A 24,670-nucleotide genomic window follows, 5' to 3' on the forward strand; every position below is an offset into this window, starting at 1 on the left:
ACCGACGCCGACGGCGCCTTGGACGAGGCCCTCGCCCTCGTCAGCCGTACGACCCCCGCGGACGGGACCCACCGCGCCACCGCCTGGCAGCGGGCCCGGGAGACCGCCGCCCTGGCCGGTACGACCGTCCGGGCGCGAGGCCACCGCGTGCCCCTCGCGGACGCGCTCGGCGAGGTGCTGACCGCCTCCCTGGACGCCCTCGGCGACCTGCCGTCCTTCGACACCTCGGCCATGGACGGCTGGGCCGTCGCCGGACCCGGGCCCTGGAGCGTCCGCCCCGGCGACGGGATCCTCGCCGGCGGCACCGGCGAGGGCGCCTCCGCACCCCTCGGCGACGGCGAGGCCGTCCGGATCGCCACCGGCGCCCGGATCCCCGCGGACACCACCGCCGTGATCCGCAGCGAGCACGCCCGCGAGGCCGGCGGCCAGCTGTACGCCACCCGCACCGTGAGCACCGGCCAGGACATCCGCCCGCGCGGCCAGGAGTGCCGCTCCGGCGACCCGCTGCTCCCGGCGGGCTCCCTCGTCACCCCCGCCGTGCTCGGGCTGGCCGCGGCCGCCGGGTACGACGAGCTCGCCACCCGGCCCCGGCCGCGCGTGGAGATCCTCGTCCTCGGCGACGAACTGCTCACCGAGGGCCGGCCGCACGACGGGCTGATCCGCGACGCCCTGAGCCCCATGCTGGGCCCCTGGCTCACCCGGATCGGCGCCGAGGTGCTCTCCACCCGCCGGCTCGGCGACGACCCGGCCGGGGCCGAGGCCCTCTTCCGGGCGGTGACCGAGTCCACCGCCGACGTGGTCGTCACCACCGGCGGCACCGCCTCAGGCCCCGTCGACCACGTCCACCCGGTCCTGGAACGGGCCGGCGCCGAACTCCTCGTGGACGGGGTCGCCGTACGCCCCGGGCACCCGATGCTGCTGGCCCGGATCGGCGACCGGACCGACGGCCGCCACGTCGTCGGCCTGCCCGGCAACCCCCTCGCCGCCGTGTCCGGGCTGCTGACCCTGGCCGAGCCGCTGCTGCGGGCCCTCGCCGGCCGCCGCCAGCGGCCCCGCTACGCCGTGCCGGTCCAGGGCGACGTGCCGGGGCACCCGCACGACACCCGGCTGGTGCCGGTCCTGCTGACCGACGAGCACGCCGTACCGCTGCGCTACAACGGCCCGGCGATGCTCCGCGGGGTGGCCGCCGCCGACGCGCTGGCCGTCGTACCGCCGCACGGCGCGCGCTCCGGGCAGGAGCTGGAGGTCCTCGACCTGCCGTGGGCCGCGGGGGGATGTTTCACGTGAAACTCCACGGCCAGGACGCGATGGCGCGCGGCGCCGACGAGAGGCTCGTCGCGCGGCGGATCAAGCTCCCCAAGCGGGTGGTGGAAAGGCCGCTGCGCCAGGTCACGCGGCGGCTGCTGATGGCGCTGTTCGTGCTGTGCCTGACCGTCCTGATCGTGTGGCTCGACCGGGAGGGCTACCACGACAACGCCAACGACAAGGTCGACTTCCTCGACTGCGTCTACTACGCGACGGTCACCCTGTCGACGACGGGCTACGGCGACATCGTCCCGTACAGCGACAGCGCGCGGCTGGTGAACGTCCTGCTGATCACCCCGCTGCGCGTGCTGTTCCTGATCATCCTGGTCGGGACCACCCTGGAGGTCCTGACCGAACGCACCAGGGAAGAGTGGCGGTTGAACCGCTGGAGGAAGAACTTGCGCGAGCACACGGTCGTCGTCGGCTTCGGCACCAAGGGCCGCTCGGCGCTCCAGACGCTCCTGGCGACCGGCCTCCAGAAGGAGCAGGTCGTCATCGTCGACCCGAGCGCCAAGGTCATCGACATGGCCAACGCGGAGGGGTTCACGGGGGTCGTCGGCGATGCCACCCGTTCGGACGTGCTGCTGCGCGCGGAGCTCCAGAAGGCCCGTCAGATCATCATCGCCACCCAGCGGGACGACACCGCGGTCCTGGTCACGCTGACGGCCCGGCAGCTCAACCGGGGCGCGAAGATCGTGACGGCGGTCCGCGAGGAGGAGAACGCGCCGCTGCTGAAGCAGTCCGGCGCGGACGCCGTCATCACGAGCGCGAGCGCGGCCGGACGGCTGCTGGGGCTGTCGGTGCTCAGCCCCCGGGCGGGCGCGGTGATGGAGGACCTGATCCAGCAGGGCAGCGGCCTGGACCTGATCGAACGCCCCGTGAACCGGGCCGAGGTCGGGCGGGGGGTGCGGGAGACCGACGACCTGGTGGTCAGCGTGGTGCGCGGGCACCGGCTGCTCCCCTATGACGACCCCCACGCCAGCCCCCTCCAGCTGACGGACCGGCTGATCACCATCGTGCGTGCGGGCCCTCCGACGACCCCTCAGGTCACGCTCGGCCCGGCGGAGTAGCGGGCGCGGTAGATTCCGGGCCATGCATGCGATCACCATCGAACAGCCGGGCGGCCCCGAGGCCCTCGTCTGGGCCGAAGTACCCGATCCGGTGGCGGGCGAGGGCGAGGTGCTCGTCGAGGTCGCGGCGAGCGCCGTGAACCGCGCCGACGTCCTGCAGCGGCAGGGCTTCTACGATCCGCCGCCGGGCGCCTCGCCCCATCCCGGCCTGGAGTGCTCCGGACGGATCGCCGCGCTGGGGCCGGGGGTTTCCGGCTGGGCCGTGGGCGACGAGGTGTGCGCGCTGCTGTCGGGCGGCGGGTACGCGCAGAAGGTCGCCGTCCCGGCGGGCCAGCTGCTGCCGGTCCCGCAGGGCGTGGACCTGGTGGCGGCGGCCGCGCTGCCGGAGGTCGTCGCGACGGTGTGGTCCAACGTGTTCATGGTCGCGGGGCTGCGGCCGGGCGAGACCCTCCTGGTGCACGGCGGTTCGAGCGGCATCGGCACCATGGCGGTCCAGCTGGGCAAGGCCGTGGGCGCGCGGGTGGCGGTGACGGCGGGCGGCAAGGAGAAGCTGGAACGCTGCGCGGAGCTGGGCGCGGACGTCCTCATCGACTACCGCGAGCAGGACTTCGTGGAGGAGCTGAAGGCCGCGACCGACGGGGCCGGGGCCGATGTGATCCTGGACATCATGGGCGCGAAGTACCTCGCGCGGAACCTGGAGGCGCTGGCCATGAACGGCCGGCTGGCGGTCATCGGCTTCCAGGGCGGCGTGAAGGCGGAGCTGGACCTGCGGATGCTGCTGGCGAAGCGCGGCGCGATCACGGCGACCTCGCTGCGGGCGCGCCCGCTGGAGGAGAAGGCGGCCATCATCGCGGCCGTACGGGAGCACGTGTGGCCCCTGATCGGCTCGGGCCGGGTCCGGCCGGTGGTCCACGCCGCGTACCCCGTCGAGGAGGCGGCCGAGGCCCACCGGGTCCTGGAGTCCAGCGCCCATGTGGGCAAGCTGCTCCTGACGTTCTGACGCGCGCGTTCCGCCGCTCCCCGGGGACTCGCCCGGGGAAGCGGCGGAAGGGCGGGGCGCGGCCCCTACAGGCCGCGCAGCAGCACCGCCGGGTTCTCCACGCAGTCGGCCACGTAGCGCAGGAACCCGCCCGCCGCGCCCCCGTCGCACACCCGGTGGTCGAACGTCAGGGACAGCTGCACGACCTGGCGCACCGCCAGCTCGCCCCGGTACACCCACGGCTTCGGGATGATCCGGCCCACCCCGAGCATCGCCGCCTCCGGGTGGTTGATGATCGGCGTGGAGCCGTCCACCCCGAACACCCCGTAGTTGTTCAGCGTGAACGTCCCGCCCGTCAGGTCCGACGGGGCCAGCCTCCCCGCCCGGGCCAGTTCCGTCAGCCGGGCGAACTCCGCCGACAGGGACTCCGGGCTGCGCGTCTGGGCGTCCCTGACGACCGGGACCATCAGCCCGCGCTCGGTCTGCGCGGCGAAGCCCAGGTGGACGGCGGGGAGCCGGACGATCTCGTTCGCCGCGAGGTCCACCGTGGAGTTGAGCTCCGGGTAGCGCGCCAGCGCGGCCGTGCAGATCCGGGCCAGCAGCGCGAGTACCGAGATCTTCGGGCCGTCCACGGCGTTCATCGCGGCCCGGGCCGCCATCAGCTCGGTGGCGTCGGCGTCCACCCAGCAGGTGGCCTCGGGGATCTCCCGCCGGCTGCGCGAGAGCTTCTCCGCCACGGCGCCGCGCAGCCCCTTGAGGGGGATGCGCTCGCCCTGAGTGGCCACCGCGGGGGCGGCCACCGCCGCGGGGGCGGCCACGGGCTCGGGGGCCCGGAGCGCGGCTTCCACGTCGGCCCGCAGGATCAGGCCCTCCGGCCCGGAGCCGCGCAGTGCCCGCAGGTCGACCCCGTTGTCCCGGGCCAGCTTGCGCACCAGCGGCGAGATGACGGGCACCGGCCCGGCGGGAGCAGCCGCGGCCACGGGAGCCGCCGGGACCGGGGCCGGAGCCGCGGCCGGGGCCGCGGCGGGCGCCGACACCGCGGCGGTGACGGGTCGCACCCGTCGCCGACGCGCCGGGCGCGAGTGGTCCGAGCCGTACCCGATCAGCGGCCGGGGCGCGTCGGCGGGGCCTTCGGCGTCCGCCCCGGCGGGCACCGACTCCGCGCCCACCGCCACGGTGATCAGCGGGGCGCCGACCGGCAGTTCCTCGCCCTCCTCGCCGAACCGGGCGGTGACCACACCGCCGTACGGGCAGGGCACCTCCACCATGGCCTTGGCCGTCTCGACCTCGACGACCGGCTGGTCGATGGCGACCACGTCGCCCACCGCCACCAGCCACCGCACGATCTCGGCCTCGGTCAGCCCCTCGCCGAGGTCGGGCAGCTTGAACTCCATCACCTGCGGCATCAGTTCTCCCACTGCAGGCGGGCCACCGCGTCCAGGATCCGCTCCACACCGGGCAGGTGGTGCTTCTCCAGCATCGGCGGCGGGTACGGGATGTCGAAGCCCGTGACGCGCAGCACCGGCGCCTCCAGGTGGTGGAAGCAGCGCTCCATCACCCGGGCGGCGATCTCCGCGCCCGGCCCGCCGAAGCCTCCGGCCTCGTGGACCACGACCGCGCGCCCGGTCCGGCGGACCGCCGCGACGACGGTCTCCTCGTCGAAGGGGACGAGGGAGCGCAGGTCGACGACCTCCAGGTCCCAGCCCTCCTCGCGGGCCGCCTCGGCGGCCTCCAGGCAGACCGGCAGCGAGGGGCCGTACGTGATCAGGGTGGCGCTCGTGCCGGCCCGGCGGACCAGGGCCTTCCCGATGCCCGGGACGGCCGCGGGTGCCTCCGGCGACCACTGCGACTTGGACCAGTAGAGCCGCTTCGGCTCCAGGAAGACCACCGGGTCGTCGCTGGCGATCGACTCGCGCAGCAGCCCGTACGCGTCCTCGACGGTCGCCGGGGTCACGACGGTGAGCCCGGGGGTGGCCGTGTAGTAGGCCTCGGAGGAGTCGCAGTGGTGCTCGACGCCGCCGATCCCGCCGCCGTACGGCACGCGGATGGTGATCGGCAGCGGCATCTTGCCCCGGGTGCGGTTGCGCATCTTCGCCACGTGCGAGATGAGCTGCTCGAACGCCGGGTAGGCGAACGCGTCGAACTGCATCTCCACGACCGGCCGCAGCCCGTACATGGCCATGCCGACCGCGGTGCCGAGGATGCCGGCCTCCGCGAGCGGGGTGTCCGTGACCCGGTCCTCGCCGAACTCCTTGGCGAGCCCGTCGGTGATCCGGAAGACCCCGCCGAGCGCGCCGACGTCCTCTCCCATCACGTGGACCGTGGGGTCCTCGGCCATCGCGTCGCGCATGGCCCGGGTCAGGGCCTGCGCCATCGTCGCGGGCTTCGCGGCAACGGTCGTCATCACTCCCCCTCCGCTTCCAGCTCGGCGCGCAGCATGGCGGCCTGTTCGCGCAGCCGGCCGGTCTGCTCCGCGTAGACGTGCGCGAAGAGGTCCATCGGGTCGGTCACGGGTTCGGCGTTCATCCGCTCGCGCAGGTCCGCCGCCATCGCCTCGGCCGCGTCGCGCGCCTCCCGGACGCCGGACTCGTCGAGCCAGCCGCGCGCGGTCAGCTCGCGCTCCAGCAGCTCCACCGGGTCGTGCGCCTTCCAGGCCTCGACCTCGGAGTCGCTCCGGTAGCGGGTCGCGTCGTCGGCGTTCGTGTGGGCCTCCATCCGGTAGGTGACGGCCTCGATCAGGGTCGGGCCGCCGCCGGAGCGGGCCCGCTGCACGGCCTCGGTGAGGACCTCGTGCAGCGCGGCGACGTCGTTGCCGTCGACCAGCCGGCCGGGCATGCCGTAGCCCACGGCCTTGTGGGCCAGGGTGGGTGCGGCCGTCTGCTTGGCGAGCGGGACGGAGATGGCGAAGCCGTTGTTCTGGACCAGGAAGACCACCGGGGCCTGCCAGACGGCGGCGAAGTTCAGCGCCTCGTGGAAGTCGCCCTCGCTGGTGCCGCCGTCGCCGACCATGGCGAGCGCGACGACCTCGTCCCCGCGCAGCCGCGCGGCGTGCGCCACGCCGACCGCGTGCGGGAGCTGGGTGGCGAGCGGGGTGCACAGGGGGGCTATGCGGTGCTCGCGCGGGTCGTAGCCGGTGTGCCAGTCGCCGCGCAGCAGGGTGAGCGCCTCCACGGGGTCCAGCCCGCGCGCCACGGCCGCGAGGGTGTCGCGGTAGCTGGGGAAGAGCCAGTCCTGCTCCTCCAGGACCAGCGCGGCCGCGATCTCGGCGGCCTCCTGCCCGACGGTGGAGGGGTACACGGCGAGACGGCCCTGCCGGGTCAGCGCGGTGGCCTGGGCGTTGTAGCGGCGGCCCCGGACCAGCTCCGCGTAGTAGCGGCGCATCAGCGCGGGGTCGAGGTGCTCGGCGGCCGCGGTGCCCAGGACCCGGTGGGGCTCGGGGTCCGGAAGCAGCGGAGCGGCCTCCGTACGGGGCCTCCAGGCGGGCGGCGGGGTGACACGGTGGGACGCACCGGCACCGGGCAGCTCTTGGACCGTCATGGCGGCGTACACCTCCTCGTGGGAAGCGGGCAGGGGAGGCCCCGGTTGTGGGGTGCCTCACCTACCGATTGTTCGGTCGTCGGCGCAATTTGGCTACAGGCGGCTTCAGGCTGTGGACAAACTGGCGACGGGGCCCTGGGATGGGTGCAGGACGTCCAGGAGAGGGAGGCAGTGGGCAATGCCGGATGAACAAATGGCCGGAACGGGCTCCGTACCGGCTTCGGCGGGAGGTGCCCCGGCAGCCCCCGCGGCACCGCCGGCCCCGCCCGCGCAGCCGGTTCCCGCCCCGCAGGCGCCGCCCGTGCCGCCGCGCCCCCTCGACCCGATCGACCGGTCGATCATGCGGCTGCTCCAGGCGGACGGCCGCGCGTCGATACGGTCGGTGGCCGAGCAGGTGCACGTCTCGCGCGCGAACGCGTACGCGCGGATCAACCGGCTGATCGACGACGGGGTGATCCGCGGGTTCACGGCCCGGGTGAACCACGAACGGGCAGGTCAGGGGGCCTCCGCCTATATCACCCTGAAGATCGTCCAGAACTCGTGGCGGACCGTGCGGGAGAAGCTGCGCGAGCTGCCGGGGGCCGCGCACATCGCCCTCGTCAGCGGGGATTTCGACGTCCTCCTGCTGGTCCACACGGCGGACAACCGCACCCTGCGGGAGCTGGTGCTCACCCGCCTCCAGTCCATCCCGGAGGTGCTCTCCACCCGCACCCTGCTGGTGTTCGAGGAGACGGACCTGCTGGACCCGGGCGCCGGCGGCGGCCCGGCGCTCACGGAGGACTGAACGGAGAAGGGGGGCCGGAATCCGGCCCCCCGCTTCCCGCGCCGCCCGCTAGGGCTTCGCGCGCAGCCCGTCCAGGGCCATGCCGACCACCGCGTCGGCGAGCTGGTCGGGGGTGGTGCCCGGGTGCGGGCGGTACCACTCGACCAGCGAGTTGACCATGCCGAAGAGCAGCCGGGTGGCCAGCCGGATGTCCACGTCCGCCCGCAGGTCCCCGTCCGCCGCGGCGGCCTTGAGCAGCTCCGCGACCTGGTGGTCGAACTCGCGGCGGCGCTCCAGCGCCCAGCGCTCGGTGCGGGTGTTGCCGCGCACCCGCAGCAGCAGGGTGACGTAGGGGAGTTCCGCGACCAGGACCTCGACCGTGCGCCGGGTGACGTACTCGACGCGCGCGACCGCCCGGCCGCGCACCGCGCCGGGCTCCTCCAGCACGGCGAAGAGCTCGTCCAGCGCCCGGCTGACGGCCCGGTGCAGCAGCTCCTCCTTGCCCGCGACGTGGTGGTAGATCGAGGACTTGGAGATGCCGGCGGCCTTGGAGAGGTGCTCCATGGACGTGCCGTCGTAGCCGCGCTCGTTGAAGACCCGCACCGCCACCGTCAGCAGCGTCTCGGGGGTGTAGGTGTCCCGCCTGGCCGTGGTCATCCGGTGCCCTCCTCCGCCTCGTCCGCGCCCTCGTCCCCGTCCGCTCCGCCGTCGTCGGCGTAGCCCAGCTTGAAGAGGGCCAGCGAGGGGGCGTAGCGGCCGCCGGGACAGCGCTCGTCCAGGTGGTGCAGGAGGTCGTACGCCCAGTCGCGGCCGAGGCGGGCGTGCCATTCGGAGGGGCCCAGCGGGTAGTTGACGCCGAGCCGCATCGCGGTGTCGACGTCCTCGGCGGAGGCCGCCCCGCGGGCCACGGCATCGGCGGTGAGGTCGATCAGCATGGCCACGGTCCGGGCGACGATCATGCCGGGGACGTCGCCGATGACGGAGACCCGCTTGCCGAGCCGCTGGAAGAGGCCGACGGCCTCGGCGAGGGTCCGCTCGCTGGTGTCCGCGCTGACCGACAGGGCGATGCGGGTGGCGTCGCGGTAGTCCAGCGCGAGGTCGAAGTAGACGACGTCGGTGAACTCGACCGCGGTCTTGCCGTCGGCGAGCACCAGCTGGCCCTCGCCGGGCAGCTGGATGTACGGGCCGCCGTGCGCGGTGGAGGTCACCGCGATCCCGGCCTCCTCGATCAGCTCCGCCAGGACGGCGGCCGGGCCGAGGTCGCCGACGACGGTCACCTTCTCCGGCGCCTCCTCGGGCCCGGCGGTGCTCGGGACGGGCGGCTGCGCGCCCTCGCCGTACGGGTACCAGCCGTGCCCGGTCTTGCGGCCGAGGCGGCCGGACTGGACGAGCCGGCGCTGGGCGAGCGAGGGGGTGAACTTGGGGCTGCGGTAGAAGGATTCCCAGACCGAGCGGGTGACGGCCTCGTTGACGTCCTGGCCGATCAGGTCGGTCAGCGCGAACGGGCCCATCTTGAAGCCGCCGCTCTCGCGCAGGACGGCGTCGATGGTCGCGGGGTCGGCGCCCTGCTCCTCGTAGACCGCGAAGGCCTCCGCGTAGAAGGGGCGGGCGATCCGGTTGACGATGAACCCGGGGGTGTCGGCGCAGCGGACCGGGGTCTTCCCCCAGCCCAGGACGGTGCGGTACGCGCGCTCGGCGGCGGCCGGGTCGGTGGCGAAGCCGCTGACCACCTCGACGAGGGGGAGCAGCGGGGCCGGGTTGAAGAAGTGCAGGCCGAGGAAGCGGCCGGGGTGCGCGAGGCCGGCCGCGAGCTCGGTGACGGAGAGGGAGGAGGTGTTGGTGGCCAGCAGGGCGTCCGGCGAAACCACCTCTTCGAGGGCCGCGAAGAGGGCGTGCTTGACGGTGACGTCCTCGACGACGGCCTCGATGACCAGGGCGGCCCCGGCGAGGTCGGCCAGGCCCGCGGCGGCTTCGATCCGGCCGACCGCGTCCTCGGCCTCGGCGCGGTCGAGGCGCCCCTTGGCGGCCATCCGCTCGACGCGGTCGCGGACGAGACCGGCCCCGGTGGCGGCGAGGGCGGGGTCGATGTCGTGGATCAGCACGCGGTGACCTGCGAGGAGGGCCACCTGGGCGATGCCCTGCCCCATGGTTCCGGCGCCGACGACCGCCACAGTGCGGGACCGCTCGATTGCTGTCATGTCCTGATCCTCCCGCACCGGGTTGTCCACAGGTCCTGCCGGGCCCTCTTGTCCCGACCGATCGTTCGGTTACTCTAACTCCAGTCTGCTCTTCTTCACCCGCCCCTGCCTGATCTCGCGCTGAGAACCAGCCCGATCCTGCCCGGCTCAACGAGGAGTTGGTCCCTGATGGCCGCCGCGCTCACCCCCTCCCAGCTCACCGAGAAGCACCGGACCACCCTGGACCAGGCGCTGGCCGCGATCCGCAGCCGCGCCTACTGGTCCCCGCACCCCGAGCACCCCAAGGCCTACGGCGAGACCGCCCCGGCCGACGGGCTGGCCGCCTTCGAGGCCCTGCGCGGCACCCGCTTCGACCTCGGCCAGCCCGGCACCGACGGCTGGACCGGCGGCGAGGTCTCCCCGTACGGCCCGGAGCTGGGCGTGGAGTACCCGCACGCCGACGCGGACGTGCTGCTGCCCGCGATGAAGGCCGGCATCCCCGCCTGGCGCGACGCCGGCCCCGAGACCCGCGCCCTGGTCTCCATCGAGATCCTCGCCCGCATCTCCGCCCGCACCCACGAGTTCGCGCACGCGGTCATGCACACCAGCGGCCAGGCCTTCATGATGGCGTTCCAGGCGGGCGGCCCCCACGCGCAGGACCGCGGCCTGGAGGCCGTCGCCTACGCGTACGAGGAGCAGACCCGGGTCCCCGGACAGGCCGACTGGTCCAAGCCGCAGGGCAAGCGGGACCCGCTGGAGCTCGGCAAGACGTTCACGGCGGTGCCGCGCGGCATCGCTCTGATGATCGGCTGCAACACCTTCCCCACCTGGAACGGCTACCCCGGCCTGTTCGCCTCCCTCGCCACCGGCAACGCCGTCCTGGTCAAGCCGCACCCGCGTGCCGTCCTCCCGCTGGCGCTGACCGTCCAGGTGGCCCGCGAGGTCCTCTCCGAGGCGGGCTTCGACCCGAACCTGGTGGCCCTCGCCGTCGAGCGGCCGGGCGAGGGCATCGCCAAGTCCCTCGCGGTGCGGCCCGAGATCAAGCTGATCGACTACACCGGCTCGACGGAGTTCGGCGACTGGCTGGAGGCCAACGCCCGCCAGGCGCAGGTCTACACGGAGAAGGCGGGCGTCAACACGGTCGTCGTCGACTCGACCTCCGACTACAAGGGCATGCTGTCCAACCTGGCCTTCTCGCTCTCCCTCTACAGCGGCCAGATGTGCACCACCCCGCAGAACCTGCTGATCCCCCGCGAGGGCATCGCGACGGACGCCGGCCACAAGTCGTACGACGAGGTCGTCGCCGACCTCGCCGCCTCCGTCGGCGGCCTGCTGGGCGACGACGCCCGGGCCAACGCGCTGCTCGGCGCGCTGGTCAACCCGGACGTCAAGGCGCGCCTGGAGGCGGCGGCCGGACTGGGCGAGGTCGCGCTGGCCTCGCGCGAGGTCGCCAACCCCGAGTTCCCCGACGCGGTCGTGCGCACCCCCGTGATCGTGAAGCTGGACGCGGGCAAGCCGGACCCGGAGGCTGCCTACCTGTCGGAGTGCTTCGGCCCGGTCTCCTTCGCGGTGGCCGTGGACTCCACGGCCGACGCCCTGGAGCTGCTGCGCCGCACGGTGCGGGAGAAGGGCGCGATGACGGTCGGCGCGTACACGACGTCGGCGGACACCGAGCGGGCGATCGAGGAGGTCTGCCTGGAGGAGTCGGCGCAGCTGTCGCTGAACCTGACGGGCGGGGTCTACGTGAACCAGACCGCGGCCTTCTCCGACTTCCACGGCTCGGGCGGAAACCCGGCGGCGAACGCCGCCCTGTGCGACGGCGCGTTCGTCTCGAACCGCTTCCGCGTGGTGGAGGTCCGCCGCCAGGCCTAGCCGTTCGGGCCCGGGCCTCAGGGCCTGGGCCTCAGGGCCTGGGCCCGCCCCAGTGGAAGAGGGTCATGGCCACGCTGGTGGCCAGGTTGTAGCTGGAGACCTGGGGCCGCATCGGCAGCGACACCAGGTGGTCGGCGCGGGCCCGGAGCTCGGGCGAGATGCCGTGCCGCTCGGAGCCGAAGGCGAGCAGGGCGTCGTCGGGGAGGGTGAGGGCACGGATGTCCTCGCCCTCCGGGTCCAGCGCGTACAGGGGCCCGGGCGGGAGCTCCTCCGGCTCCAGCCGGTCCACGGTGGTCGCGTAGTGCAGCCCGGCCCCGGCGCGGACCACGTTGGGGTGCCAGGGGTCCAGGTCGCCCCGGGTCACCACGCCGGTGGCGCCGAAGCCGGCGGCGAGGCGGACGACGGCTCCGACGTTGCCTAGGTTGCGCGGGTTGTCGAGCAGGACGATCGGGGCGGGGCGGGGCGTCCGCGCGAGGGCGGCCCGCCCGGCGTCCCGGCCGGGGCGTACGGCGAGGGCCGCGACCCCGGTGGGGTGCACGCGCGGCAGCAGCCCCTTGAGCGACCCGGGGCGCACGAGCCGCGCCACCGCCTCCTCCACGTCGGGCGCGAGCTCGGCGGCGAGGGCCCGTACGCCCTCGGGCTCCTCGGCCACGACGAGCAGCACCTCGGCCCCGAACCGCAGGGCGTGCTTCAGGGCGTGGAACCCGTCCAGCAACACGACGTCGTCCCGCCCGGCCGCGCCGGCCCACTCCCGCACCACATCACTCATGCCCCGACCCTAAGGCCGCTCAGGACTACCCGGCCTCGCCGGCGTTCGAGGCGCGGGGGTCCGGGGGCGGAGCCCCCAGCAGCGCTCCGCGCACCGGCAGCTGCCGCGGCACCCGCACCCGCAGCGCTCCGACCCGCGCCCCCACCCACACGAGCAGCCCCGTCGGCAGGAACACCGTGTCGGCGGCGATCATCGCCAGCGAGAAGAACGGCAGCCCCAGCAGCACCGCGATCCCCGCGTGCTCCAGCATCATCGCCGCCAGCAGCACGTTCTTGACCCGCCGGTTGAACAGCGTGAACGGGAAGGCGACCTGCACCACCACCGTCCAGTAGGTCAGCAGCATCACCAGCACCCCGCTCCCGGCCAGCGCCCCCGACAGCCCCGGCCACGGGGTGAAGTAGTCCAGCCGCAACGGGTAGTACAGCGCGGTCCCGTCCTGCCACCGCGAGCCCTGGATCTTGTACCAGCCGGCCGTCGCGTAGATCAGGCAGACCTCGGCCATGATCACGAGCATGCCCGCGTTGTGCAGCAGGTTGGCGAGCACGTCCAGCGCGGCCCGCCGCTCCCCCTCCGGCTCGTACCGCTCGACCAGCCACCACAGCGCCGCCCCCGCCCACAGCGCCGCGAAGACGGCCGTCCACCCGTCGCTCAGCCGCCCGCTCACCGCCCCGTACGCGAAGAACGCGCCCAGCGCGCCCCACAGCACCGGCCCCGCCGCCCCGGCCGCGGCGCTGCCGCGCAGCCGCGCGCGCCGGGCGTCCAGCGACCACACCTGCGCGCACCGGGTCAGCACCAGGTAGACGGCCATCAGGTGGATGACGTTGTCCCCGCCGTCCCCCATGAACACGCTGCGGTTCTGCAGCGACAGCACCCCGGCCATGAAGACCACGGACGTCGCCCGGGTCCGCCAGCCCAGCGCCAGCAGGGCGCTCGCGGCCACGGCGAGGCCGTAGACCAGCTCGAACCACCAGCCGGACGCGGACCACAGCAGCACGGTGAAGGCGTGGTTCCCGGCGACCAGCCGCTCGGCGAGCTGCCAGCTCCACGGCCCGTCGGGCCCGTACAGCTCGTGCCGGTTCGGGAACTCGCGCATTAGGAAGAACAGCCAGGTCGCGGCGAAGCCGATGCGGACTACGGCGCTCTGGTACGGGCCGAGCGCCTGCCCGCTGACCTGCGCGAGCGCCCGCCTCAGACGGTCCACCACGGCAGCTCCCGGTAGTACGTCTGGGTGTCGGTCTTCTCGTCGCTCCAGGCGGGCGCGGCCACGGCCCGGGTCGCCGAGCGCAGCTGGACCCGTACGATCCGGTCGCCGGCGGGCAGTCCCGCCCCGAGCCGGGCGTCCGCGATCCGCTTGAGGTACGCCTCGGCCAGCTCCCCGCGCTCGGCGTTGGTGGCCTTGTTCTCCTCGTCGTGGGAGCCGGTGAAGAAGTCCCAGGCCCGGCGGAGCTCGTTCTGCCGGGTGTGGCTGGGCAGCAGGCTGTGCCGGATGGCCGCCGCGTCCTCGGCGGACAGGTCGCGCCAGCCGGTGGTGACGAGGGTCCCGGCCGCGTCGCGGACCTGGGCGCGGGCCTCCACGGCGATGTTCTGCTGGAGGGGGTTGGGGGCGAAGAGCTTCCAGTTCTGTTCGAACTCGGGGTAGACCCAGCCGTCGACCAGGCCCGCGTGCCGCTTGCTCAGCGTGTTGGACGGGGCGACGTGCAGGAAGACCAGCCCCAGGTGCAGGCAGGCGGCGACGGCCAGCGCCGCGAGGACCACGGCCGCCAGGACCCGGTACGGGAGGGACAGGCCGGCGATCCCGGGCGCCCGGGGCGGCGCGGTGGAGGGCTCGTCCTCGCGCTCGCGCTCGTTCGAATCCATCCCGCCCCGATCATCCGGCGTCCACAGGGTTGCCCACAGAGGTTGACACCCTACGGGCCGCCGTCTCACCATTGAAGAGCATGAACCGAACGATCGGTCGGTCGGGCGGACGGGCGGTCTCGGACGCAGATTCGGACAGGGAGCCGTGATGGTCGCAGTGACTCCGGAGACGGGGACGTCGGGCGGGGTGGACGGAGGGTCCTCCGACCTCGGCGCGCAGCTGAGGGCGGACTTCGACGCGGCCGTCGCGGCGGAGGAGCGCGTGGAGCCGCGCGACTGGATGCCCGAGGAGTACCGCGCCTCCCTGGTCCGCCAGATGGCGCAGCACGCCCACTCCGAGATCATCGGCATGCAGCCCGAGGCCAACTGGATCACCCGCGCGCCCTCCCTGCGCCGCAAGGCGATCCTGATGGCCAAGGTGCAGGACGAGGCGGGGCACGGCCTCTACCTCTACAGCGCCGCCGAGACCCTCGGCACCAGCCGCGACGAGCTGCTCGACAAGCTCCACTCCGGCCGGCAGAAGTACTCCTCGATCTTCAACTACCCCACCCTGACCTGGGCGGACGTCGGCGCCATCGGCTGGCTCGTGGACGGCGCGGCGATCACCAACCAGGTCCCGATCTGCCGCTGCTCCTACGGCCCCTACGCCCGCGCGATGGTCCGGATCTGCAAGGAGGAGTCCTTCCACCAGCGCCAGGGGTACGAGCTGCTCCTCGCCCTCTCGAAGGGCACCGAGGCCCAGCACGCGATGGCCCAGGACGCCGTGGACCGCTGGTGGTGGCCCTCCCTGATGATGTTCGGCCCGCCGGACGACGAGTCGGTCCACAGCGCCCAGGCGATGGCCTGGCGGATCAAGCGGCACTCCAATGACGAGCTGCGCCAGCGCTTCGTCGACATCGCCGTCCCGCAGGCCGAGTCGCTCGGCCTGACCCTGCCCGACCCGGACATCCGGTGGAACGAGGAGCGCGGGCACCACGACTTCGGCGCCATCGACTGGGCGGAGTTCTGGGACGTGCTCAAGGGCAACGGCCCCTGCAACGAGCAGCGCATCAGCCAGCGGCGCAAGGCCCACGAGGAAGGCGCCTGGGTCCGCGAAGCGGCCACGGCGTACGCGCAGAAGCACACCGGCACAGGACGAGAGGTACAGGCATGACGCAGAACTGGCCCCTGTGGGAGGTGTTCGTGCGCTCGCGCCGCGGCCTCTCGCACACGCACGCGGGCAGCCTGCACGCCCCCGACGCGGAGATGGCCCTGCGCAACGCGCGCGACCTCTACACGCGCCGCAACGAGGGCGTCTCCATCTGGGTCGTGCCCTCGGCGGAGATCACCGCCTCCTCGCCGGACGAGCGGGACCCGTTCTTCGCCCCGTCCGCCGACAAGCCCTACCGGCACCCCACCTTCTACGAGATCCCCGAGGGGGTGCGCCACCTGTGAGCGCCGAGACCGCCACCACGCCCGCGGCCACGGCCGCCGTCCTCGCCCTCGCCGACGACGCGCTGATCCTCTCCCACCGCCTCGGCGAGTGGGCGGGCCACGCCCCGGTCCTGGAGGAGGAGGTCGCCCTCGCGAACATCGCGCTCGACCTGCTCGGCCAGGCCCGCGTCCTGCTGTCCATGGCGGGCGACGAGGACGAGCTGGCCTTCCTGCGCGAGGAGCGGGCCTTCCGCAACGTCCAGCTGGTGGAGCAGCCCAACGGGGACTTCGCCCACACCATCGCCCGCCAGCTGTACTTCTCCCTGTACCAGCACGAGCTGTACACGGAACTGGCCGCCGGGGACGGCCCGTTCGCCCCGCTGGCGGCCAAGGCCGTCAAGGAGACCGCCTACCACCGCGACCACGCCGAGCAGTGGACGCTGCGGCTCGGCGACGGCACGGAGGAGAGCCGGCGGCGGATGCGCGCCGCGCTGGACGCCCTCTGGAAGTACACCGGCGAGCCGTTCCGGCCGGTCGAGGGCCTCGACGTGGACCCGGCCGCCCTGGAGGCCCGCTGGCTGGCCGCCGTGGGCGACGTGCTGGAGCGGGCCGGGCTCGCCCTGCCCGAGGGCCCCCGTACGGGAGCCTGGGCCGCCGGGGCGGGCCGCGAGGGCCTGCACACCGAACCGTTCGGGCGCCTGGTCGCCGAGATGCAGCACCTGCACCGCAGCCACCCGGGAGCGTCGTGGTGACCGCCACGGCCGGGACGACCCGCCTGGAGACGGAGCTGGCCGAGCTGGCCGGCAGCGTCCCCGACCCGGAGCTGCCCGTCCTGACCCTGACCGAGCTGGGCGTCCTGCGCGGCGTGCGGATGCATGACGACGGGCACGCCGAGGTGCTCCTGACCCCCACCTACACCGGCTGCCCGGCCATCGAGGCCATGTCCGCCGACATCGAGCGGGTCCTCACGGAGCACGGCATACCGCGCGTGCGGGTCACCACGGTGCTGTCCCCCGCCTGGTCCACCGACGACATCAGCGCCGAAGGCCGCCGCAAGCTCTCCGAGTTCGGCATCGCCCCGCCCCGCCCGCACTCCGCCGGCGGACCAGTCCCGCTCACCCTGTCGGTGCGCTGCCCCAACTGCGGCTCGACCGACACCGAGCTGCTCAGCCGGTTCTCCTCCACCGCCTGCAAGGCGCTGCGCCGGTGCGTCGCCTGCCGCGAACCGTTCGACCACTTCAAGGAGCTGTAGATGGCCGCACCCCGCCACGGCGCGTTCCACCCCCTGACGGTGGCGGCGGTCGACCGGCTCACCGACGACTCGGTGGCACTGACCCTGTCGGTGCCGGCGGAGCTGCGCGCCGAGTACCGGCACGCCCCCGGCCAGCACCTGACGCTGCGCCGGACCCCGGCCGAGGGCCCCGAGGTCCGCCGGACCTACTCGATCTGCTCCCCCGCCCCGGCCCCCGACGGCCCGGGCCCGGCCGAGCTGCGCGTGGGGGTGCGCCTGGTGGAGGGCGGCGAGTTCTCCACCTTCGCCCACAAGGAGATCGCCGCCGGTGACGTCCTGGACGTGATGGTCCCGGCCGGCCGGTTCACCCTGGACCCGGCCGCGGCCCCGGCCTCCCCGCACTACGCCGCGATCGTCGGCGGCAGCGGCATCACCCCGGTCCTGTCGATCGCCGCGACGCTGCTCGCGGCCCGCCCCGACGCCCGGTTCTGCCTGGTGCGCAGCGACCGCACGGCGGCCTCGACGATGTTCCTGGAGGAGGTCGCCGACCTCAAGGACCGCCACCCCGACCGCTTCCAGCTGGTGACCGTCCTCTCCCGCGAGGAGCAGGAGGCCGGACTGCCGTCCGGACGGCTCGACGAGGCCCGCCTCACGGCCCTGCTGCCCGCGCTGCTGCCGGTCGGGGAGGTCGCGGGCTGGTTCCTGTGCGGCCCGTACGGGCTGGTGACGGATGCGGAGCGGGCCCTGGGCGCGCTGGGCGTCCCGCGGACCCGGGTGCACGAGGAGATCTTCCACGTCGAGGAGACCGCCCCGCAGGACCCCGTACGGCCCTCCGCGCCGGTGGCGGCCCACGGGCGGGTCACGGCCCGGCTCGACGGCCGCTCGGGCACCTGGCCGGTGCGGGACGGGGAGTCGCTGCTGGACGCCGTGCTCCGCAACCGCGCGGACGCCCCGTACGCCTGCAAGGGCGGGGTGTGCGGGACCTGCCGGGCGTTCGTGGTCTCGGGCGAGGTGCGGATGGACCGCAACTTCGCGCTGGAGGAGGAGGAGACGGAGGCCGGGTTCGTGCTGGCCTGCCAGTCCCACCCGGTGACGGAGGAAGTGGAGATCGACTTCGACCGCTGAGCCCTCCGGCGGGCTGTGTTTTTGCCGCCTCCTGCTCTATCTTGACGGCCCGTCAGATCCATGACCGGATCGGCACCGGTGCACGCGGGAGGACAGGCAGTGGACTTCACCTTCACCGAGGAACAGCAGGCGGCCGTCGAGGCGGCGCGGGCCGTGTTCGCCGACGTCGCCCCCGACGGCGTGCCCAGCCCCGCGCTCACGCCGGGAGCCGTCGCGGAGGACTTCGACCGGCCCCTGTGGGCCACGCTGGCCGGCTCCGACCTGCTGGGCCTCGTCCTCGCCGAGGAGTACGGCGGGGCCGGCCTCGACACCGTCGCCCTCTGCCTGGTGCTGCGCGAGGCGGCCCGGGTGCTGGCCCGCGTACCGCTGCTGGAGCACTGCGCCACCGCCATGGCCGTCCAGGCCCACGGCGGACCCGAACTGGCCGCCGCCCTGCTGCCCGACGCCGGACGGGGCACGCTCGTCCTCACCGTCGCCGCGCACGGCCGCACCGGCCACGACCCGGCCGAACTCGCCGTCACCGCACGCCGCGAGGGCTCCGACTGGATCCTGGACGGGGTGCAGACGGCCGTCCCCTGGGCGCAGACCTGCGACTGGATCGCCGTACCCGCCCACGCGGGCGACGGCGAGGCCGTCCTCGCCCTGCTCCCCCGCACCACCGGGGGGCTCACCCTCGCCGGCCAGTACTCCACCAGCGGGGAGAGGCTCGCGGAACTCACCCTGGACGGGGTCCGCGCGCCCGCCGCCCACGTGATCGACGCCCCGGGGGCCTGGGAGCGGCTGCGCCAGGTCCTGGCCACCGGGACCTGCGCCCTCGCGCTCGGCCTCGGGGAGCGCGTCCTCGCCATGACCGCCGACTACACGGGCAAGCGCGAGCAGTTCGGCTTCCCCGTGGCCACCTTCCAGGCCGTCGCGGTCCAGGCCGCGGACCGCTACATCGACCTGCGGGCCATGGAGGTCACCCTCTGGCAGGCGGCCTGGCGGCTCGACGCCGCGACCGGAGCGGCGGGCGGCCCGCTGCCCGTCTCCGGGGACGTGGCCGTCGCCAAGATCTGGGCCTCCGAGGGCGTACGGCGGGTCGTGCAGACGGCACAGCACCTGCACGGCGGCTTCGGCGCCGACACGGACTACCCGCTCCACCGCTACCACGCCTGGGCCAAGCAGCTGGAGCTCCAGCTCGGCCCGGCCGCCGCGCACGAGGAGGCCCTGGGCGACCTGCTGGCCGCCCACCCCCTCGGCTGAACCGGACCGGGCCGGGGCCGTCCCCCGCGGAGACGGACTAGAGGACGAAGGCCGGGTTCCCGTTGTCCGTCACCATCGGGCGCCCGGCACCGTCCCAGGCCTGCATCCCGCCGTTCACGTTGACGGCCTCGATGCCCTGGCCCATCAGGTACTGGGTGACCTGGGCGCTGCGCCCGCCCACGCGGCACATCACGTACGCCGTGCGGCCGTCCGCGACCGCCTCCGTCACCTCGCCGAAGCGCGCGACGAAGTCGCTCATCGGGACGTGCAGCGCACCCTCGACATGACCGGCCGCCCATTCGTCGTCCTCACGGACGTCCAGGACGAGGCCTTCTGCGGGCACCGCGGAGGCCTCCACCGAGGGGAGCGGTCCGAAGTTCATGACTGTCGCCTTCTCTCTTCACGGATCTGCCCCGCCAACCTATCCGACCCCGGGGGCGCGGCTCACGGAGTCGCGAGGTCCGCCAGTTCCGCCTCGCGCTCGGAGACCTGGGCCAGCAGCTGCTCGGCGATCTCCTCCAGCAGCCGGTCCGGGTCGTCGGGGGCCATCCGCAGCATCGCGCCGATCGCGCTGTCCTCCAGCTCCTTGGCCACCATCGACAGCAGCTCCTTGCGCTGGGACAGCCACTCCAGCCGGGCGTACAGCTCCTCGCTCTCGCTCGGCGCCGGGGCCTCCTGGACCGGGCCGGCGTCCCACTCCTCGGCCAGCTCGCGCAGCAGCCGCTCCTCACCGCGGCCGTAGGCGGCGTTCACGCGCGCGATGAAGGCGTCGCGCCGCTCCCGCTCGGCCTCGTCCTGGGCGAGGTCCGGGTGGGCCCGGCGGACCAGCTCACGGTAGAGCCGGCGGACCTCCTCCGTGGGCCGCACCCGCTGCGGGGGGCGCACCGGCCGGTCGGTGAGCATGGCGGCCGCGTCGTCGGAGATCCCGTCCGAGTCCAGCCAGTCGTGGAACAGCTCGTCCACCCCCGGCATCGGCATGACCAGCGAACGGGCCTCACGGGCCCTCCGCAGGTCCTCGGGGTCCCCGCTGCGGGCGGCCTTCGCCTCCGCGATCAGTGCGTCCAGCTCGTCGAGGCGCGAGTACATCGGGCCGAGCTTCTGGTGGTGGAGCCGGGAGAAGTTCTCCACCTCCACCCGGAAGGTCTCGACCGCGATCTCGAACTCGATCAGTGCCTGCTCGGCGGCCCGTACGGCCCGCTCCAGGCGCGCCTCGGGCCGCTCGTCACCGGAGGCGGTGGGCTCTTGTGCCGTCTGTTCGCTCTGCTCGCTCACCCGGCCAGCCTACGGCCCGGCCCGGGAGACGTTTCACGTGAAACATCTCCCGACCCTGGCGACCGGACCGGTCAGACCCCGAACTCCGCCGCGATCCGGCCGGAGCGCACCGCGGCCACCAGGTCGGCGTGGTCGGCCTCGCTGCGGTCGGCGTAGGCCACGGCGAAGGCGGCCACCGCCTCGTCCAGCTCCTCGTTCTTGCCGCAGTACCCGGCCAGCAGCCGCGGGTCGGCGCTGTGCGCGTGCGCCCGGGCCAGCAGGGCGCCGGTCATCCGGCCGTAGTCGTCGATCTGGTCGGGGGCCAGCGCCGCCGGGTCCACGCTGCCCTTGCGGTTGCGGAACTGGCGGACCTGGTACGGGCGCCCCTCGACGGTGGTCCAGCCCAGCAGGATGTCGGAGACCACCTGCATCCGCTTCTGCCCGGCCACCACGCGGCGGCCCTCGTGCTCCTCCTCCGGGGAGTGGAAGCCCAGCGCGGGCAGGTGCGGCAGCAGCACGGAGGGCCGGGCCTCCTTGACCTGGAGCACCAGCGGCTCGCCCCGGTGGTCCAGCAGCAGCACCACGTACGAGCGGGTACCGACGCTGCCGGTACCGACGACGCGGAAGGCCACGTCGTGGATCGAGTAGCGGGCCAGCAGCGGCAGCCGGTCGCCCGAGAGGGTCTGCAGGTAGGGGCCGAGCGAGGCGGCCACCGCAGCGGCCTCCCCGTCGCCGACCCGGCGCAGCACCGGCAGCGCGTCCACGAAGCGGCGGCCGCCGTCCTCGGCCGCCTCGGTGGACTTGGCGGCGAAGCGGGCGGAGGTGTTGTTGCGGGCCTTCTGCGAGACCCGCTCCAGCGTGCCCAGCAGGTCGCGGGCGTCGGTGTGGGAGACGAGCTCCTCGTCGGCGATGGCGTTCCACGCGTCGAGCGCGGGGAGCTTGGCCAGCAGCCGCATGGTGCGCCGGTAGGCGCCCACGGCGTCACGCGCCGCCGCCCGGCAGGTGTCCTCGTCGGCGCCGGCCACGCGTCCGGCCAGCACCAGCGAGGTCGCGAGCCGCTTGACGTCCCACTCCCACGGGCCGAAGACGGTCTCGTCGAAGTCGTTGAGGTCGATCACCAGGCGGCCGCGCGCGTCACCGTAGAGGCCGAAGTTGGCCGCGTGCGCGTCGCCGCAGATCTGCGCGCCCACCCCGGTCACCGGCCCGCCGGACAGGTCGTGCGCCATCAGCCCGGCGGCTCCGCGCAGGAAGGCGAAGGGGTTGGCGGCCATCCGGCCGACGCGTATCGGGGTCAGTTCGGCGACCCGCCCGACATTGGACTCCTCCACGGCGCGCACGGCGCCCGGACGGTCGGCGGGCATCTCGAAGCCGGCGTGCGCGGAACGCGGTACGCGCAGCCGCAGGGCCTTGCCGGCCTCCCTCGGGGAACCGGTCACGGCCCTCGGCGCGAAGCCCGGGACGCGCGGGATCCGTCCGTCGGCCCGTGCCGCGCCGGCGGAGTGCGCCGCGTCCGTCGCGTACTGTCCCGAAGCCGTCACCATCTGCGCTGCCCCCGCACCTCGTCGCGTCCCGCCGGCGGCTCCTCCGCCGGTCAGGTGGGCCCGACCGTACCCCAAGTCCCGTACACGGCACCGCCACAGGGGCGCCACAGCCCTGCTACAGACCCGCGTCCCGGGCCAGCAGCGCCGCCTGCACCCGGTTCTCACAGCCCAGCTTCGCGAGGATCCGGCTCACGTACGTCTTCACCGTCGCCTCGCTCATGTGGAGCCTGCGGCCGGCGTCCGCGTTGGACAGGCCCTCCCCGAGGAGCGCCAGCACCCCGCGCTCCCGCTCGCTCAGCCCCTCCAGCCGGCGCCGGGCCTCCGCGCCCCGGCCGGCGGCCGGCCCGGCGGCCAGCTGGTCCACCACGTGCCGGGTCGCGGCGGGGGAGAGGTAGGCGTCCCCGGCGGCGGCCGCCCGGACCGCGCCGATCAGCTCGCCCGGCGCCGAGTCCTTCAGCAGGAACCCGGCCCCGCCCTGGCTCAGGGCCCGCAGGACGTTCTCCCGCTCCCCGAAGGTGGTCAGGATCAGCACCCGGGTGCCCGGGACCGCCCGCCCCAGCTCGCCCAGCGCGGTCAGCCCGTCCATCACCGGCATCTGGATGTCCAGCAGCACCACGTCCGGGGCGTGGGAGCGGGCCAGTTCGACGGCCTCCCGGCCGTCGGCCCCCTCCGCGACGACCTCGATGTCCGGCGCCGAGGTCAGGATCATCCTGATCCCGGCCCGGATCAGCGGCTCGTCGTCAGCGATCACCACTCGGATCACCTTGGCTGTCACCCGCGCTCCTACTGCTTGACCTCGTACGCCTGCTTCTCGACGAGCTTGCCGTCCCGGAAGCAGAACCGGAAAACCGTGTCGGTCGTCATCCTGCTGTCCTCCGCCGAGAGCAGCGCGACGCAGTCCGCCCCCTCGGGCCTCGGCGGCCCCTTGCGCTCCAGGCCCGACGTCAGGACGCTGTCGCCGTCCGGCAGCCGCCCGCGGACGTCCTGTTCGGACTCGCCCACGTGCACGGCGTCGTACTCGCTCCTGCCGATCATCGCCTTGCCCGCGGAGCCCACCAGCAGGGCCATCCCGGCGCCCAGCACGATGACCAGCAGCACCACGGCCGCGACGGCGATCCCGCAGCCCACCGCGACACCCCCGGCCCGGCTGCGGACGGGCACCGACAGCTCCCGGTCCAGCGCCGCCCAGTCCATCGGCGGCGCCGCCTTGGGCTCGCCCCGCAGGGCCAGCATCCGCGCCTGCGACCGCTGCCCGAAGTCGTCGGCGGCCTCCTCGGCCAGCCCGGCCGGCTCGGTCCCGTACGGCAGGACGCCGGCCACCCGGAACCCTCCGTCCTCGGTGGCGCCCGCGTGCACCATGCCGCCGACCAGCCGGGCCCGCTCCCGCAGCCCCGTCAGACCCTGCCCGCCGGAGACCACCTCGCCGGAACCCCGGCCGGCCGCCGGGCCGTTGGCGATCTCCACCACCAGCGAGTCGTCCTCGTAGCGGAGTTCCACGGCGATCGCCGACCCCGGCGCGTGCTTGTAGGCGTTGGTCAGGGCCTCCTGCACGATCCGGTACGCCGCGTGGTCACAGGCCGCGACCAGCGGCCGGGGCCGCCCCGCCGTACCCAGCCGGACGTCGGTCCCCGCCGCCCGCGCCGCCTCCACGATGCCCGCGATCCCGGCCACCCCCCGCGCGGCCGGCTGCGCCTCCTCCACCGGCGCCGGGGCCTCCACCCCGTCCCGCAGGATCCCGACGACCTCGCGCAGCTCGTGCATCGCCGCCACCGAGGCCTGCCGCAGCACCCCGACCGCCTCGCGCTGCCGGCCGGTCAGCGACGGGTCCACCTCCAGCGCCCCGGTGTGCACGGAGATCAGCGCCAGCTGGTGTCCCAGGCTGTCGTGCATGTCCTGCGCGATGCGCTGCCGTTCCCGCAGCCGTGCCTGCCCGGCGACCATGGTCCGCTCCCGCACCAGCCGGTCGTTGCGCTCCTGGAGGGCGCTCAGCAGGGTGCGGCGCTGGTGCCAGTACCGGCTGGTCAGACCGGGCATCACGGTCGCGGCCAGGAACAGCAGGGTGGTGAACACCACCGTCAGCAGGGGCCGCATCTGCGCCCACTGGTCGACGAGCGTGAGCCCGACGGAGGCGAGGAAGGCCAGCACGAAAGCGCCCAGCGCCCGGCCCACGCCGACGATCCGGTGGCCCCCGGACCAGCCCAGCACGATCGTCACGAGGAACACGGCGGGGAAGAAGGCGCTCGCGGCCGCCCCCAGCACCAGCGTGGCCGCCGGCAGCCGCCTGCGCAGCAGCACCAGCGCGAGCACGGAGACGGCGCCCAGCACCATCTTGACGCCGGAGCTGTCGCTGAGTTCGTCGACGCCCAGCCCCAGCAGGGCCAGCACCCCGGCGACGGTCAGGTCCCCCGCCAGCATCCGCCGGGACCAGGGCTCCGGCCCCTTCAGCCAGTCCCGGCCCGCACGCATCATCGCCTCGGCATCCACGCGACCGACCCTAGACAGCACCGCCGCCCGGCGCCCGCCCTCTTTCGTCGCGCC

Annotated in this window: 24 protein-coding genes; 11 read left to right on the plus strand and 13 right to left on the minus strand. The window is 74.3% G+C overall.

Annotated features, from left to right (window positions below; translation table 11 throughout):
• Positions 1-18 precede the first annotated feature (18 nt).
• From AB0O29_RS14770 to AB0O29_RS14780, 3 genes are read left to right on the plus strand one after another with little or no spacing between them, the layout of a single operon-like run.
• Positions 19-1,287 (plus strand): molybdopterin molybdotransferase MoeA, encoded by a 1,269-nt coding sequence (locus AB0O29_RS14770; RefSeq protein ID WP_365151581.1) that lies wholly within the window; start codon positions 19-21, stop codon positions 1,285-1,287.
• Positions 1,275-2,375 carry a potassium channel family protein gene (locus AB0O29_RS14775; protein ID WP_365151518.1) on the plus strand — a complete coding sequence of 367 codons (1,101 nt, stop codon included), beginning with the start codon at positions 1,275-1,277 and terminating at the stop codon, positions 2,373-2,375. The genes AB0O29_RS14770 and AB0O29_RS14775 overlap by 13 nt, the downstream gene beginning before the upstream one ends.
• Positions 2,376-2,397: 22 nt before the next feature.
• Positions 2,398-3,375 (plus strand): NAD(P)H-quinone oxidoreductase, encoded by a 978-nt coding sequence (locus AB0O29_RS14780; RefSeq protein WP_365151521.1) that lies wholly within the window; start codon positions 2,398-2,400, stop codon positions 3,373-3,375.
• A 65-nt stretch (positions 3,376-3,440) separates the two neighbouring features.
• Here the strand turns inward: AB0O29_RS14780 and AB0O29_RS14785 are convergent, their stop codons facing one another.
• Genes AB0O29_RS14785 through pdhA form a run of 3 tightly spaced genes read right to left on the minus strand, consistent with a single transcriptional unit; the run spans position 3,441 to position 6,891 of the window.
• Positions 3,441-4,760, minus strand: a complete 1,320-nt coding sequence (locus AB0O29_RS14785; protein WP_365151524.1) for a dihydrolipoamide acetyltransferase family protein — start codon at positions 4,758-4,760, stop codon at positions 3,441-3,443.
• On the minus strand, positions 4,760-5,758 hold the full coding sequence (locus AB0O29_RS14790) for an alpha-ketoacid dehydrogenase subunit beta (protein WP_365151527.1): 999 nt from the start codon (positions 5,756-5,758) through the stop codon (positions 4,760-4,762). The genes AB0O29_RS14785 and AB0O29_RS14790 overlap by 1 nt, the downstream gene beginning before the upstream one ends.
• Entirely contained in the window at positions 5,758-6,891 is a 1,134-nt protein-coding gene (pdhA, locus tag AB0O29_RS14795; RefSeq protein ID WP_365151530.1) for a pyruvate dehydrogenase (acetyl-transferring) E1 component subunit alpha, read from the minus strand. Before pdhA ends, AB0O29_RS14790 begins: the two co-directional genes overlap by 1 nt.
• A gap of 121 nt (positions 6,892-7,012) precedes the next feature.
• Between pdhA and AB0O29_RS14800 the strand changes: the two genes are divergently transcribed.
• Positions 7,013-7,675, plus strand: a complete 663-nt coding sequence (locus tag AB0O29_RS14800) for an Lrp/AsnC family transcriptional regulator (protein WP_365151583.1) — start codon at positions 7,013-7,015, stop codon at positions 7,673-7,675.
• Between the two features lie 48 nt (positions 7,676-7,723).
• Here AB0O29_RS14800 and AB0O29_RS14805 read toward each other — a convergent pair whose 3' ends face one another.
• Together AB0O29_RS14805 and AB0O29_RS14810 are read right to left on the minus strand one after the other, a co-directional pair.
• Positions 7,724-8,311 carry a TetR/AcrR family transcriptional regulator gene (locus AB0O29_RS14805; RefSeq protein ID WP_365151532.1) on the minus strand — a complete coding sequence of 196 codons (588 nt, stop codon included), beginning with the start codon at positions 8,309-8,311 and terminating at the stop codon, positions 7,724-7,726.
• Positions 8,308-9,852, minus strand: coding sequence for a 3-hydroxyacyl-CoA dehydrogenase (locus tag AB0O29_RS14810; protein ID WP_365151534.1), 1,545 nt, complete (start codon positions 9,850-9,852; stop codon positions 8,308-8,310). The genes AB0O29_RS14805 and AB0O29_RS14810 overlap by 4 nt, the downstream gene beginning before the upstream one ends.
• Before the next feature lie 168 nt (positions 9,853-10,020).
• On the opposite strand from AB0O29_RS14810, the gene paaN reads away from it, so the two are divergent.
• Positions 10,021-11,703: a phenylacetic acid degradation protein PaaN gene (paaN, locus tag AB0O29_RS14815; RefSeq protein WP_365151536.1), complete on the plus strand. Its 1,683-nt coding sequence runs from the start codon at positions 10,021-10,023 to the stop codon at positions 11,701-11,703.
• A gap of 31 nt (positions 11,704-11,734) precedes the next feature.
• On the opposite strand, the gene AB0O29_RS14820 is transcribed toward paaN, so the two are convergent.
• The 3 genes from AB0O29_RS14820 to AB0O29_RS14830 are packed head-to-tail and all read right to left on the minus strand — an operon-like array spanning position 11,735 to position 14,329.
• Positions 11,735-12,472, minus strand: a complete 738-nt coding sequence (locus AB0O29_RS14820; protein WP_365151538.1) for a TrmH family RNA methyltransferase — start codon at positions 12,470-12,472, stop codon at positions 11,735-11,737.
• A gap of 25 nt (positions 12,473-12,497) precedes the next feature.
• A complete protein-coding gene (locus tag AB0O29_RS14825; protein ID WP_365151540.1) occupies positions 12,498-13,673 on the minus strand; it encodes an HTTM domain-containing protein in 1,176 nt (391 codons plus the stop codon).
• Positions 13,661-14,329: a DUF5819 family protein gene (locus AB0O29_RS14830; RefSeq protein ID WP_365151542.1), complete on the minus strand. Its 669-nt coding sequence runs from the start codon at positions 14,327-14,329 to the stop codon at positions 13,661-13,663. The genes AB0O29_RS14825 and AB0O29_RS14830 overlap by 13 nt, the downstream gene beginning before the upstream one ends.
• Positions 14,330-14,477: 148 nt before the next feature.
• Here AB0O29_RS14830 and paaA point away from each other — a divergent pair, with 148 nt between their 5' ends.
• The 6 genes from paaA (at position 14,478) to AB0O29_RS14860 (ending at position 19,340) form a co-directional block, all read left to right on the plus strand.
• Positions 14,478-15,482, plus strand: coding sequence for a 1,2-phenylacetyl-CoA epoxidase subunit PaaA (gene paaA, locus AB0O29_RS14835; RefSeq protein ID WP_365151544.1), 1,005 nt, complete (start codon positions 14,478-14,480; stop codon positions 15,480-15,482).
• Positions 15,479-15,763, plus strand: a complete 285-nt coding sequence (gene paaB / locus AB0O29_RS14840; RefSeq protein ID WP_042801229.1) for a 1,2-phenylacetyl-CoA epoxidase subunit PaaB — start codon at positions 15,479-15,481, stop codon at positions 15,761-15,763. Before paaA ends, paaB begins: the two co-directional genes overlap by 4 nt.
• Positions 15,760-16,494 carry a 1,2-phenylacetyl-CoA epoxidase subunit PaaC gene (gene paaC, locus AB0O29_RS14845; RefSeq protein WP_365151547.1) on the plus strand — a complete coding sequence of 245 codons (735 nt, stop codon included), beginning with the start codon at positions 15,760-15,762 and terminating at the stop codon, positions 16,492-16,494. The genes paaB and paaC overlap by 4 nt, the downstream gene beginning before the upstream one ends.
• Positions 16,488-16,994 carry a 1,2-phenylacetyl-CoA epoxidase subunit PaaD gene (gene paaD / locus AB0O29_RS14850; RefSeq protein WP_365151549.1) on the plus strand — a complete coding sequence of 169 codons (507 nt, stop codon included), beginning with the start codon at positions 16,488-16,490 and terminating at the stop codon, positions 16,992-16,994. The genes paaC and paaD overlap by 7 nt, the downstream gene beginning before the upstream one ends.
• Positions 16,995-18,098, plus strand: coding sequence for a 2Fe-2S iron-sulfur cluster-binding protein (locus AB0O29_RS14855; RefSeq protein ID WP_365151551.1), 1,104 nt, complete (start codon positions 16,995-16,997; stop codon positions 18,096-18,098).
• 99 nt (positions 18,099-18,197) lie between these two features.
• Positions 18,198-19,340, plus strand: a complete 1,143-nt coding sequence (locus AB0O29_RS14860; protein WP_365151553.1) for an acyl-CoA dehydrogenase family protein — start codon at positions 18,198-18,200, stop codon at positions 19,338-19,340.
• A gap of 37 nt (positions 19,341-19,377) precedes the next feature.
• Here AB0O29_RS14860 and AB0O29_RS14865 read toward each other — a convergent pair whose 3' ends face one another.
• From AB0O29_RS14865 to AB0O29_RS14885, 5 genes are all read right to left on the minus strand, one after another.
• Positions 19,378-19,722: a rhodanese-like domain-containing protein gene (locus tag AB0O29_RS14865; protein ID WP_365151555.1), complete on the minus strand. Its 345-nt coding sequence runs from the start codon at positions 19,720-19,722 to the stop codon at positions 19,378-19,380.
• A gap of 62 nt (positions 19,723-19,784) precedes the next feature.
• Positions 19,785-20,612: a J domain-containing protein gene (locus AB0O29_RS14870; protein WP_365151557.1), complete on the minus strand. Its 828-nt coding sequence runs from the start codon at positions 20,610-20,612 to the stop codon at positions 19,785-19,787.
• Between the two features lie 71 nt (positions 20,613-20,683).
• Complete coding sequence (locus AB0O29_RS14875) at positions 20,684-22,132, minus strand: DUF2252 domain-containing protein (RefSeq protein WP_365151559.1); 1,449 nt, start codon at positions 22,130-22,132, stop codon at positions 20,684-20,686.
• Positions 22,133-22,247: 115 nt separating this feature from the next.
• Complete coding sequence (locus tag AB0O29_RS14880; protein ID WP_365151585.1) at positions 22,248-22,895, minus strand: response regulator transcription factor; 648 nt, start codon at positions 22,893-22,895, stop codon at positions 22,248-22,250.
• A gap of 20 nt (positions 22,896-22,915) precedes the next feature.
• Complete coding sequence (locus tag AB0O29_RS14885) at positions 22,916-24,598, minus strand: sensor histidine kinase (RefSeq protein WP_365151587.1); 1,683 nt, start codon at positions 24,596-24,598, stop codon at positions 22,916-22,918.
• Between the last annotated feature and the right edge of the window lie 72 nt (positions 24,599-24,670).

The organism is Streptomyces sp. NPDC089915 (genome assembly GCF_040684675.1).
In the GTDB taxonomy this organism is placed as follows: Bacteria; Actinomycetota; Actinomycetes; order Streptomycetales; family Streptomycetaceae; genus Streptomyces.